This window comes from Polyangium spumosum (genome assembly GCF_009649845.1).
Lineage (GTDB): Bacteria > Myxococcota_A > Polyangia > Polyangiales > Polyangiaceae > Polyangium > Polyangium spumosum.
This window is the reverse complement of record NZ_WJIE01000005.1, coordinates 525,063-537,606: the sequence shown is the minus strand read 5'-3', so window position 1 is coordinate 537,606 and position 12,544 is coordinate 525,063. Positions and strand designations below refer to the sequence as shown.

The following is a 12,544-nucleotide window of genomic DNA, read 5'->3' as shown; positions in this document are numbered from 1 at the left end:
CTGTTCGCGTCGATGGTATAGAGCTTGCCGCCTTCGGGACATGTCCCCGGTCGTGCCCATGAGACTGCCTCTCGAGAGCTTCACGGTGGAGCGGTTCCGGGGGATCCGTGACCTGGAGTTGCGGGACCTCGGCCGGTTCAACCTGCTCGTCGGCCGGAACAACTCGGGGAAGACGAGTGTGCTGGAGGCGCTGTCCGTCTTCTGCGCGCCGCTGGATCCGCGGAAGTGGATTGCGATTGCGGCATGGCGGGATGTCTTTGCTGGTTTGCCGGCCGGCGAGCTGCTTCGCTGGCTGTTTCCCCATACCAGCGATGTCGTGTTCACGAAGCCCTACGAGGGCACTCTCCGCGTCGCTGGTGTGGGTCGCGCGCCCGTGCGTGAGGTCGTAGCGCAATACCAGGACGTTCGCGCGGCCGTTCCTGGACCTGCCGTCGAGCGCCGTGGTGCGCGCATCGATGTCGTCGCCAAGACCCGCCAGCTCGACCTGTTCTCCGCAGACGAGGCGCGAGGGTCGTTCACGTTCTGGGAAAGGGAGGCTTGGGAATTTTCACCGCAGCCGGTCGAGCCCCAGGTGCCGGTTCGCGCCATCAACGCTTCGATCCAGCCGAGCGGTGTCCGTGACATCTCGGAGGCGAAGCTCGGTGGACACTGGGATGCGACGATCGATCTGCTGCGGAAGATCGAGCCTGCGATTGTCGGCGCGGAGCTCCTCGTACCCCCGTGGGCGAGTGAACCCTATGCGATGGTTTACCTGCGCGACGAGCGCGCTGGCCTCTTGCCCCTCAGCTCCTACGGCGATGGCGTTCGTCGCGCTCTGCATTTCGCTCTGACGATACCGAGCATCGCGGGCGGCATCCTGCTCATCGACGAGCTCGAGACCGCCATCCACGTCTCCGTGCTCCAGCACGTCTTCCGCTGGCTCCTCGACGCCTGCGCCGAGCACGACGTGCAGGTCTTCGCCACGACCCACAGCCTCGAAGCGCTCGACGCGATCCTCGCGGTCGACCCGACGCCCGAAGAAGACATCGTCGCCTACCGATTGGAACGTGACGGCGATCAGACGACGGCCCGCCGTTACGGCGAGGACCTGCTCAAGCGCATCCGCTACGAGCGAGGGCTCGACGTGCGATGAGCGTCCGGTACGCGTACATCGTCGTCGAGGGCCCGCACGACGTCGAGCTCGTCGCGCGGCTCCTCAAGCCTCTCGGCCTGAAGCGCGTCCAGAAGCAACCGGAAGTTGATCCCTACTGGAGGCGGCTCATCCCCACGAGCTTCCCGCCGCCGCCCGATCTCGATCTGCTCCGGCGCGTTTCGGTTCCCTTCTTCTTCCAGAACACCGAGGTCTCGCTCGCCATCCACGCGGCCACCGGCGAGTCGCGTATCGCGCAGACCATCGAAGAGTCGCTCACCGAGCTGCGCCCATCTCCTGCGTCCATCGGTGTCGTCCTCGACGCCGACCAGAAGGCTACGCCCCGCGATCGCTTCGCGGAGCTGAAGGCGAAGCTCGCGGCCTCGAAGGATGCCCCCGTCGCGCTCCCCGACGAGCCCGGCGAGATCACGCCCGGCCCCCCACGAACCGGTGTGTTCGTGCTGCCTGACAACCATCAACCAGGCACCCTCGAGGACCTGCTCCTCGAGGGTGCGGCGACCAGCTACCCCTCGCTCCTCGTCGCAGCCCACGCTCTCGTGGCAGGCGTGAATCCGAAGGATGCAGCCTTCAACCGCGACGACATGGCAGACTTCACGAAGCCGGCCGGGCGCAACAAGGCGACCGTCGCGTGCATCGCAGGCGTCCTTCGTCCTGGCAAAGCCGTCCAGGTCTCCATCCAGGACAACCGCTGGCTCGAAGGCGCGTCGTGCGAGCTCCCGCGCATCAAGGCCGTGCGCGTGTTTCTCTACGAGCTCCTCGGCATCCCGGGGGCGTCGTCCCTCACCCTCGCCTCCGCGCCCCCAGCGCGAACCTGATCCCCTGCGCCAGCGTGCTCTGCGTGCGCACCCCGTTCACGTCGAGCTCCACCATCGTGCGGGCCACCTCGGGCCGCACCCCTGTCAGCAGCACCTCTGCGCCGAGCAGCCGCGCCCCGCGCGCCGCTTCGCAGAGCAGCTCCACCACTGCGTGGTCTGCGGCGCGCAGGCCTGTCAGGTCGATGATCGCGAACGTCGCGGCGCGCGCCGACACACCCGCGAGCAGCGCGTCCACGATGCGCCCGGCGCGCCGCTTGTCCACCGAGCCGATGAGCGGCATCACGAGCACGCCCTCCGCGACCGGCAACAGCGGCGACTCCAGCTCCGCGAGCATCCTCTCCTGCGCGTGGATGATCTCCTCCTGCATCCGCGCTCGCTCCGCCTCGGCTTGCTTTCGCTTCGTGATGTCTCGGTCCACCCCGCGGAACCCCGAGAACCTGCCCTCTTCGTCGAACAGGGGCACCCCGCTCGTCTCCAGCACCACCCGCCGACCGTCCTTGTGCACGTTCACGTTCTCGAGGTCCCTGAACGGCGCGCGTGCCTCCACGATCGGCACGAAGGCGGCCGCGACGCGCGTGGCTTCCTCCGGCGGCATGAAGTCGAAGGGCGTCTTTCCCAGCGCTTCTTCTGGCTCGTAGCCCAGGAAATCGCGGATGCGTGGGCTCACGAAGGTGTAGACCGCCTTCGCGTCGACCTCCCAGATCCAGTCGTTCGTCAGCTCCACCAGCATCGAGAGGCGACGCTCGGCCTCGCGCAGGCGCCGGTTCTCCTCGTGGAGCCTTTGCAGCTCGCCGGCCGTGTCCTCGACCAGAAGTGCGACGTCGGGCTTCCCAGGCATCTCCTAGCGTGACACGTCCGCTCGTTCGTCGCGGCGGGCGGCGGGCTCAGAAAATTCGCCCAGATCCTGTGGCTTCCTCGCTTGATCGAGTGGAGCGACGAACGGGGCTGGCGCCCGCCGACGCCCGCGACATCCTCCCCGAAAGCCATGCCCGCGTATGCTGGTCCGCTCGCGCCCGTCGAGGCGCCCCTCGTGCCGCTTGGCCTCGTGCCGCTCGTGCCTCTGCTCGTCGCGATCGTCGTCGCTCTCTTTGGCGTGCGGATCGGGCGACGTCGCGTGACGCACCTCGGCCTCGGCGCGACCTTGCTCTCGCTCGCCGTCGTGCTCGCGGGTGCGGCGCGCCTCGCCTCGCTCGAGCCTGCGCGCCGCGCCCTCTTCGACGTGGCCTTCCGCCTCTTGCGGATCGGCACTCTCGACGCGAGCGCCTCCTTCGTCCTCGATCCGCTCGCGACGGCCTTCCTCCTCGCTGCGTTGCTCGCCGTCCTCGGCGTGCACCTCCTCGCGCCGAGGTTCGTCGAGGACGACCGCGCGTCGATTCGTTTCACCGCGTGTGCTTCTCTCCTCGCGTCTGGCGTCTCGCTCGTCGTGCTCGCGGCCGATGCGATCGGTTGGCTCTTTGGCTGGGGCGCCGTCGTGCTCGCGACGGGCCTCTTCCTCGTGCAGGGCAAGAGCACGCAGGCGGCTGCTTCGGCGGGCGTGCGCGCGGGCGTGGTCGCGAGTTTTGGCGGCGTCGCCTTCGCGGGGGGCTTCGTGCTCCTCTTCTGGGGCCTCGGCGGCGCTTGGCTCGACGAGGGCCAGTTCCTCTCCGACTACCGCGCGCGGTTCGTCCCCGTCCATGCCGAGGGCCGCATCCCTCACGAAGAGACCGTCGCCGAGGACGTCGACCGCCCGCGTGGCGAGCGTGACGCCAAGATCATCGCCGAGCGCGCCGAGCAGCGTGGCTTCCTCACCTTCACGAGCCACGCGGGCGCGCGGGTCTACCTCGGCGTCTCCGATCGCGCCCAGCTCGCGCAGAACCCTGCGCCCTTCGCGATCGCGCCCTTCGTGCGCCGCCCGATCCCTGCGGGCTCGCATGCGGTCGTCGTCGCGCCGGGCGGCGGCGCCATGGTCACGGGGGATGGCCTCGAGGTCACCTGGATCGAGCGCCTCGTCGTCCTCGAAGGTGAGGAGGTGCGAATCGCGCCCGTCGGCTCCACGGTCGCGTTTCGGGAGATCCACGACCAGCTCGTGATGCGTGACGAGACGGGCCGGCACCTCCTCGCCCATTCGCTCCTCCGCAAGCACGGCGCTGGCTCGATCGGCCTCGTCACGCTCGCCTGCCTCCTCCTCTTCGTCGGCGCTCTCGCCACGAGCGCGACCTTCCCCTTCTCTGGCTGGCTCCCTCGCGCCGCCTCGCTCCTCTCGCGGCCTGCGCTCGCGCTCGTGCTTGGCCTCTCCCTCGCGCCGGGCCCTCTCCTCCTCGTTCGTTTCTCCGACCTCCTCTCGTTCAGCTCCACGGCCTCCACGATCGTCACCACCCTCGGCGTGCTCGCGGCCCTCCTCGCGGGCCTCCGTGTGCTGATCGAGCGCCGACGCCTCCACCGCCTCGTCTTCCTCGCGCTCACCTCCGTGGGCCTCTCGTTTGTGTCCGTTGGCCTCGAAGCGCCGACCTTCGCCGTCGTCCTCCTCTCCTTGCAGGCGCTCCTTCTCCCGCTCGTTTGCCTTCGAACGACCTCCGAGCGCCCCGACGAGCGCCCTCGTGAGGCGCGCACCTTCCCTGGCGCGCGTCTGCTCGAAGGCCTCGGACCTCGGCTTGGCGAGGCCACCCTCGAAGGGGCCACCACGATCGCGCGATTCGCCTCGAAGCTCGTCTCTGCGATCGACGACCTCGTCCTTGGCCTCCCGGCGCGCCTCCTTTCGCGCCTCTTCTCCCTCTTCGTCGCCCTCGTGCTCCTCGGCTTTGCCTCGCCGGCCTTTGCGGACGACGCGCCTTCGGGCCGCGCCGTCCTTCGCCCCGAATTCGGCGGCGACCACGTCGAGCTCACCCTCTCTCCAGACGGCGAGCAGATGACCGGCGCGTTTCTCCTTCGGAACGAGGGCCCTGGCCTGCTCGAGGTCTCGCGCGTCGAGTTACGCACCTCGCCGGCCGATCCTCGCCTCCCGCCTGGCCTCACCGTCACCGTCGAAGGCGCGCGCGTGCCCCTCGTCACGCGTATCCCTGCGGGCCAGGAGCGCCGCGTGGTCGTCAAATGGCGCTACGAGGCTGCCCGCGCCCGCGAGCTCTACGGCCAGGTCCTCGTCGAATCGAGCACCCGCGCCGGTGACGAACCCGCGCGCCCCCTCGTGATGCCCCTTCGCGCCGAGCGCCCGCTTGGCCTTGGCCTCCTCGGCCGTGGCCTCCTCGGCCGCGCCCCGCTCTTCGTCGTCGTCTTTTTCCCTCTGCTCGGCACCCTTCTCGCGCTCCTCCTCCGCCTCGCGCGCCGCGACCATTCGCGTACCCTCGCCGCCACGAGCGCCGCCGTCCACGGCGCGCTCCTCCTCTTCGTCGGCTGGCTCTGTTATCGATTCGACCGCCTCTTCACCCGCGCCGACGGCAATGACGGCTTCCAACTCATCGAGCGGAGCCGCCTCTTCCCCTCCCTCGGCGTCGAATGGTCCATCGGCGTCGACGGCGTATCCCTCGTCCTCGTCGCCTCTGCTGTCCTCGTCGCTTTCGTCGCCTCGATAACGAGCGCGACCTTGCGCGAGCGCGCTTCGACCTACCACGCCCTCGCCGGCCTCTTCCTCACGGCCTCCCTGGGTGTCCTCGTCTCGCTCGACCTCTTCCTCTTTTGCGCCTTCTGGCTGCTCGGCCTCCTTCCGGCCTGTTTTCTCGTCGCGCGCCGCGGCGGCCCTGGCCCTCGCCGCGCGGCGGCTCGTGTGCTCGTCTCCTCCCTGATCGGCGCCGCGCTCCTCTGCGCGGCCTCCTATTGGCTCTGGCAAAATGGTGACCCCACCTATCTCTCGACGGGCGAGGCTGTCCGCCGCTCGGCGGCCATTCCCGAGCTCGCGCGTGTGGCCTGGGTCGACAAGGGCCTCCTCCTCTTTGGCCATTCCGCCGTGAAGGTCGTCTGGACCGCCCTCTTCCTCGCCTTCGCCCTCCGCCTGTCCGCCTTCCCGCTCCCGGGATACCTCGCGGACCTGCACTCCGAATCGGACACCCCGACGAGCGTCTTGCTCTCGGGCGCGCTCTTCGTGACGGGCGTTTATGGCCTCTTGCGGCTCGGCGTCGGCGTCTTGCCGGACGGCATGCGCTGGGCGGCGATGACGGTCTCGATCCTCGGCGTGGTCGCCATCTTCGTCTCCGCGTTCGCGGCGATGGCCGAGAGTGACCTCAAGCGATTCCTCGCCCGTATCGCGGGGGCCCACGTGGGCTTTGTTTTCCTGGGAATGGGCTCGCTCACCCCGCAAGGATTCGAGGCGAGCGTGGCCGTGGCGGCGCTACACGGCGTGATCGTGGGCCTCTTGTTCGTGCTCGTGTCGGCGCTCGAATCACGCGTGTCCTCGCGTGACCTCGGCCGGTTCGGCGGCCTCTCGCGCGAAATGCCGCTCTTCGCGTTGCTCTTTGGCCTGGCTATGCTCGCCTCGCTCGGAATGCCGCTTCTCGCGGGTTTCTGGGGTCCCTTGCTCGCGCTCTGGGGCGCGTTCGCGCGCGAGCGGTGGATCGGCGTCCTCGGCGCGGCGGGGTTCGTGGTGCTCGCGGGCGTGCACCTCTTCGCGATGGCGCATCTCCTGTTTGGCGAGGCGCGCGAGGAGTGGCGGACGAGCAAATACCTCGAGCCGTTCGGGGGCAAGTTCCCCGCGATGCACGGTCGGGAGATTGCGGCGGCCTTGCCGCTCGTGATTGTCGTGGTGGTGCTCGGGATCTGGCCGAGGCCGCTGCTCGGGATGGTGGATACGGCAAGCCGCGAGATGCACAGGTTGGTGGATCGACCGGGGCCGTTGCAGATTGCGGCGATCCCGGTGCACGCTCCCGAGGACCGGACGAGCACCTGAAATGCCGCGCCTCCACCCCCTCGCCCTCCTCCCCCTCGCCCTCCTCGCCTGCAGCCCTGCCATCACCCCTCGCACCGGCGACACCACACCGGCCGGCAAATTCGGCTGGAGCGTGCACGCGGTCGCCTGGAACTTCGGCTGGGGCCATTTCGAGCGCCCCTCCGGCGCAGAGACCCCCGTGACCACGGGTGGCGCGGACATCTACCCCGAGGACTCGACCTTCCCGTGGTTCTTGAGCAGCGGCCTCGGCGCCTACGAGGTCGGTTTTCGGTATGGCCTGAAGCGCTGGCTCGAAATCGGGGCCTCCCTCGGCTTCCAGCGTTTTGGCGGCGAGGCGCGGTTCGCTGTGCTCGACGAGGACAATGGCGACCCTGTCTCGCTCGTGCTGGGGGCGGGCGGGTATTACACGGGCGTCGGCCACGGCCCCTGGGGTCGCGCGGGCCTCGACCTCAGCAAGCGCCTGGGCCGCGTGGCGCCGCTCTTCAACCTCTACGTGAGCCATGGCGCGGCGTACCACACGGCGTACCTCGATTTGCCCGGCGACGACGATTGCCCGCTGGAGGGCCCGCTGCCGCAATGTGGCCTCTTGCTCGGCGCATTCTCGAACGAGACGCGGCTCTCGGCGGCCCTCGGCGTGGCGATCGGGGCGGGCACGGAGAAGATCGGGGCGGTCACGATTGGCGTCGTGCCGCATGTCGTGCTGGGGGCCTCGTCACAGGTGCGGGCGCTCCACCTGGACAGGGCCGAGGTGCCGCACCATGACGCGGGGTTGCATATCGTGGTTGGAGGGCAGGGGCCGGGGTGGTGAGGGGGCGAGACCGCTTCAGCTCGTCTCCTCGTCCTGCCCCCCGCCCCGCCCGCTCGGCACGTACGCGACTGCGCCTCGTTTCTTTGCCTCGATCACGCGCGCTTCGAGGTCTCGCAGCGCTCCGACGCGGAAGCGCGAGAGGGGCCCTCGCGGGTCCAGGCCCACGACGTCTCGATAGAATGCGTCCAGGTCCGCGGGGATCGGATATCCCTTGCGTTGCATGTACCGGAGCAGCGCGAGATCACGCGTGATGAAGCTGCGCGGCGTGATCTCGACGATACCGTCCTCCGTCTCGTCCCAGGTCACGCCCCGCTCGTCGTCGGAACCGCGGGACGCCTCCTTCCCCTCCGTGACGAAGCCATCGCCGGGCAGCGGCGGCTGGTCTCGATCGAGCAAGGGGAACGTCGTCAGCACGTACGCGTATTCAGGGACGGAAAGGCCGTACAGGTCCGCGACGATGGCGTCGATCTCCGCGCGCAGCTCGGCGCGCTTCCAGGGGTCACGTTCTGCTGAATCGTAGGACCAAGGCTCGTCCGGGAAGACGTGCGTCCAGACGTCGGCCATCTCGGGCGTCGTGCAGGAGAGGCGGGCGACGAGGACTCGCAGGCGTTCGAGCGATGTACTGTCGATCTCTTCCCGACGCGGTACGATGAGTCGTGCCACGTAAATCCAGTTGAGCGTCGCGCCGACGCGTAAGCGGATGATGAAATCGGCCGTCAGCGAGCCGAGGATCCCGGGCAGTACATTGACGACGTCATCGTGGGTCGAGCGCAGCACGGGGACCTTGTTCCCGCAGGTTACGTCGCCCGGTACGATCGCGGCGATCATCGTACGCTCATCAGTTCCGCGAGCGATATCGCGAAACCCACATCGTGCCTGTAACGGCGCTGCCGATTCCACCCGGCATGTGAATACCCTTGGCTCGTACTTCTTCACGCCCAGATCCAGGCGTGCCCAGATCTGTTTGGGGCCCTCGCCCGATACGTATCGTTGATAGCAGTGATCGAATGAGTGAATGAGTCGACCGTCGTAAAGCGCCGTGTACCGTTCCCCCGCGAAGATACGCGACTTGTCCTCGTCCTTTCCCACGTCACTCGGGTGGATGAACCACGCCACCGTTTGGCCGTTCATCTCGCCGCTCCGCTCGGCATACCCTCGATTTCGATAATATCGCTCGCTCGCCGCGACCCAGTACTCGCCGCCTGCCGGAAGTGCCTCGGGCAGCTCGGCCACCTCACCCGGTCCCTCGAAGCGCTGCGTCCATTGACCTTGCGTGTCACGGACCGGCATCACCTGCGTGAATCCCCGCGCCTTCATCCACGCGCGGTTGCGGAACATCCACGCGTCGTTCGTCATGTGCAGTTCATTGCGGTACTTCACGCCCCACCCGCTCTTCTCGCTCCCGAGCGCCGGGTGCTCCTCGTGAAGCCGCTCGATGAGCTTGGCCTCGAGCTCATTCTTGACGTCCAGCAGCGCCAGCGTCCCCGGGCTGACCGCGTCCACGAACGCACGCGACATCTCGACCACCCGCTCTTGCAAGCCCCCCTCGAGCACGCGGGCGTCGCGTAGCATGAACGCCGCCGGGAACTTGTGCCCCTCGGATGCAGGGCGACGCGCCACGACGAAAGTCGAGAACTTGAACTGCGAGTGAATGGAAAACGCCCATCGCCTCGCGTTCTCGAAGCCGTACAGGCATCCCATGGTGCACGTCTCCAGCAAGAGCCGCCGCAGCCCCGTGCACCCCTCCGCCTGCCACAACGTCGACGGCACCACCTGCCCGATACGACCGTCGACGCGCGCGAGCTGGTGCGCCCGCTCGATGAAATACCGGAACAGATCCGGATCACCCCCGGTCTTCTTCCCGTTCACCTCGACCGACTGATGTTCGTAGTCCCCGCCCTCCGCGAGGTACTCGACGAGCGTCTCGATTCGATTCGTATACGTGTCCCACCCCGACGCGAGCTCCGGCCGCTCCCCCTGCAACCGGTCGATCAGCCGATCGAGCGACGGCCCTTGCGTGTTCGCCACCTCGTCCGAGAAGGGGCCGTAGAAGTCGCGCTTCGCCGGCTTCAGCTTGTTCCACGGCGGGTTGCCGACCACGGCGTCGAAGCCGACCCGCGGTCGCCGCGCCCCCGTCGCGTCGAACGCGATCTCCGGGAACTCGAGCTCCCAGTGAAAGAAGCGCAGCAGACGCGGCCCATACCCTTCCTCGCGCACGCGGGCGATCTCCTTGACGAGCGGCACGTCGGCGACCTTCTCGATCGTCATCCGCCGGAGCTCGTCGCCGTCCGACCCGCTCCGCACGCACGCCTCGCGGAGCTCTTCGTACAGGCCCTCGCCTCTCTGGTACACGTGCACGCCCTCCACGTCCGGCGCGGCCAAAAACCACTGCGCGCACCACAGGTCCGCGAGCAATCGATGGCAGCGCAGGCGCGCGTCCACGTCCTGATGTCGCCGGATCTTGTCGTGCACCTCGGCGACCGTATTCGCCGGCTGCGCGGCCACCTGCGCCACGCGCGCCACGATGTCCTTCATCCAGCCTTCGTCGAGCGAAAGCGCGAGCGGGCGCTGCGCGGGCGCCTGCTCCGCGGGCCCCTCACCCTTGCCCTTCGCCTTGCCTTTGCCTTGCGCCTCGCCCGTGGGCCGTGGCTCCCAGACGTCGCCCTTCTTCGTCCGTCGCGCCACCCGCGCCGGCACGTTGAGCCGACCGAGGCGCGCGCCCACCAGCGCGTTGCCGCATTTCAGGTGATGGTCGAGGAACGACAGCGGCTTGCCCGCGCTCGCCGTGTGCAACCACAGCGCGACCTTCGCGAGCTCCACGGCCATCGGGTTCACGTCCACCCCGTAGATGCACCGCTCCACCACGCGCCGCTTCCAGTACGCGAGCTCCCGCGGCCCGTTGTCGTTGGCGACGCCTTGCTCCAGCGGATCGCAGCGCAGAGTCAGGTGCCACGCGATCACGTCGATCGCCTTCACCAGGAAATGCCCGCTGCCCATCGCGGGGTCGACGACCTTCAACGACAGGACGGCCTCCGCATCGGTCCCACATGCGTCGAGCAGCGGCTGCAAGGCGCGCCGCACCAGATGCTCGACGATCACGTCGGGCGTGAAGTAACTGCCCGATGCCTTCTTCTCGCCATCCTGGTTGCGCAGCACGAACGGGCGCACGCCCACCCCATCGAGTGGCACCTGCGGGTCGCGCACGAGGCGCAGTTCGAGGAGCCCCTCGTACACGTCGCCGAGATCCCGCACGTCGAGGTCCGCATACGGGACGGCGACGAGCGGCTCACCCGCGCGCACGCCGCTCGTATCGGCGTCGAGGTAGATCAGCGAGACGAGCAGCGCGTGGACCACGTCGTCACGCAAGCGGAGCTCTTCGAGGTCCGGGTGGTCGCCCGCCGAGAAGAGCCCGCCGTTGTAGGCGAGGACGTCGTACTCGCCGCCCTTGTCGATGAGCTGGAACAGATCGCGGAGCATCTTGTATGCCGCGCTCGACTCCGTCCGCTCGTGCGCGCTGAGCCTCGCGACGGCGTGAAAGATCGCCTCCGTGGACGCGTGCTTCGCGTAAGAGGTCTTCGCTCCGTTGCGGTCTCGCATGGGGAGCAGGTTCATCGCCTCGGCCTTGAGCACGAACAGGAGCCTGTAGAGGAACACGAGCGATAGCTCGCGCAGCTCGTCGAGCTTCTCCTGCGTCGGGGCCGAAAGCGCGCTGCCCTCCCGCGCGACGAAGCCATTGCCCGGGTGGAGCAGGAAACCATTGGCGACGATCGACACGGCCTCGTGTGCGCGCTCCCGGAGGATCTCGCGGACGCGACGGGTCTCGACCTCGCTCTCGCGCGCGAGCATGTCGAGGTATCCGCTCGTCGCCGGGGGGCCGAAGAGGTGCAGGAACAGCGTGAGCGCGGCGCGGTCTTCGTCGGTGAACACGCCGCCGCGGGCGAGCAGGTCCTCCGCGAAGAGCACGAGGTCGAAGCGCAGGTGCGCCTCGAACTTCCCCGCTTCCATGAGCCGCCACGAGCGCCCGTTCGTGAGCACGCCCCAGCGCTTGCCCGTCACCCGCAGGTAGCGGAGGACCTGCTCGACGTCCTCGCTCGCGGTCGGCTCCTTCCGTGCGGCCTTGGGTCCTTTGGCGCGGCTCTGCTCATCGCCGGCCTCGTCGGCGCCCACGCCTTTCCCGAAGCGCTTCGCGTCCACGACGAGCAACGCATCTGCGCAGTAGACACGCGCCTCGGGCATCTTGCGCCCGGAGCGCAGCCGCACGGCCGCCTCCTGGCTGGCGAAGCACACGAAGTCGGGGATGTGTTTTTCCTGGGTCGCAGGGTCGAGGAGCGGCGGCTTGGGGTCGGCGTGGTATCCGCAGACCTTCTCCAGCACGAGCTGCACGAACCCTTCTGCCACGGCCTCCTGCGACTTGGGCAGGGGCCGGAGATCCCGGGGGAGCCCGACGTGTTTCGTCTCGGCGGTGTCCGTGAACAGGCCCTTCTGCGACGGCGCGGGCATGGTCAACGAGGGTCGGTAACGGCCCCAGATCTCGACGAGGGCCGCGAGGCGGGTGTCGATGTCGACCGGCTGCGTGCGTGGGCACGTGCCTCTCGGGTCGGCGACCACACGCGCGAAGTACGTCGGGGCGAAGAGCCCATGCGGTTCGAGGTAGGGCAACACGGCGCGCGACCCTATCACGTGCCCTCGGGCCGGGGATGCGAGATGATCGGGCGACGCGGGCCTCCGGCCTGTCCAGGTCGCCCGATCGGCCGCCGCTCAGGTCCCCTGGAAGCTCCTAACGCGCCGATCGGCAGCCCACCGAAGCACCTGGAAGCTCCTACCGGGCCGATCGGCCGCCGCTCAGGTCCCCTGGAAGCTCCTACCGCGCCGATCGGCCTCCCACCGAGGCGCCTGGAGGCTCCTGCCGGGCGGATCGG

General features: G+C 68.7%; 6 protein-coding genes. 4 read left to right on the top strand and 2 right to left on the bottom strand.

Annotation, left to right across the window (positions count from 1 at the left end):
• Positions 1 to 58 precede the first annotated feature (58 nt).
• Positions 59 to 1,132: an AAA family ATPase gene (locus GF068_RS19565; protein WP_170319574.1), complete on the top strand. Its 1,074-nt coding sequence runs from the start codon at positions 59 to 61 to the stop codon at positions 1,130 to 1,132.
• Positions 1,129 to 1,965: a DUF3226 domain-containing protein gene (locus tag GF068_RS19560; protein WP_153820925.1), complete on the top strand. Its 837-nt coding sequence runs from the start codon at positions 1,129 to 1,131 to the stop codon at positions 1,963 to 1,965. Before GF068_RS19565 ends, GF068_RS19560 begins: the two co-directional genes overlap by 4 nt.
• On the opposite strand, the gene GF068_RS19555 is transcribed toward GF068_RS19560, so the two are convergent.
• Positions 1,931 to 2,803: a PAS domain S-box protein gene (locus GF068_RS19555; RefSeq protein ID WP_153820924.1), complete on the bottom strand. Its 873-nt coding sequence runs from the start codon at positions 2,801 to 2,803 to the stop codon at positions 1,931 to 1,933. The two genes, GF068_RS19560 and GF068_RS19555, sit on opposite strands and share 35 nt — an antisense overlap.
• Positions 2,804 to 2,950: 147 nt before the next feature.
• On the opposite strand from GF068_RS19555, the gene GF068_RS19550 reads away from it, so the two are divergent.
• Together GF068_RS19550 and GF068_RS19545 are read left to right on the top strand one after the other, a co-directional pair.
• Entirely contained in the window at positions 2,951 to 6,817 is a 3,867-nt protein-coding gene (locus tag GF068_RS19550; protein ID WP_153820923.1) for an NADH-quinone oxidoreductase subunit M, read from the top strand.
• Position 6,818: 1 nt separating this feature from the next.
• A complete protein-coding gene (locus GF068_RS19545; protein WP_153820922.1) occupies positions 6,819 to 7,625 on the top strand; it encodes a hypothetical protein in 807 nt (268 codons plus the stop codon).
• 15 nt (positions 7,626 to 7,640) lie between these two features.
• Here GF068_RS19545 and GF068_RS19540 read toward each other — a convergent pair whose 3' ends face one another.
• Complete coding sequence (locus tag GF068_RS19540) at positions 7,641 to 12,287, bottom strand: N-6 DNA methylase (RefSeq protein ID WP_153820921.1); 4,647 nt, start codon at positions 12,285 to 12,287, stop codon at positions 7,641 to 7,643.
• Positions 12,288 to 12,544 lie beyond the last annotated feature (257 nt).

Coding starts and splice junctions, on each gene's coding strand:
- GF068_RS19555 (WP_153820924.1), bottom strand. CDS start 2,803: ATGCCTGGGAAGCCCGACGTCGCACTTCTGGTCGAGGACACGGCCGGC.
- GF068_RS19560 (WP_153820925.1), top strand. CDS start 1,129: ATGAGCGTCCGGTACGCGTACATCGTCGTCGAGGGCCCGCACGACGTC.
- GF068_RS19565 (WP_170319574.1), top strand. CDS start 59: ATGAGACTGCCTCTCGAGAGCTTCACGGTGGAGCGGTTCCGGGGGATC.
- GF068_RS19550 (WP_153820923.1), top strand. CDS start 2,951: ATGCCCGCGTATGCTGGTCCGCTCGCGCCCGTCGAGGCGCCCCTCGTG.
- GF068_RS19545 (WP_153820922.1), top strand. CDS start 6,819: ATGCCGCGCCTCCACCCCCTCGCCCTCCTCCCCCTCGCCCTCCTCGCC.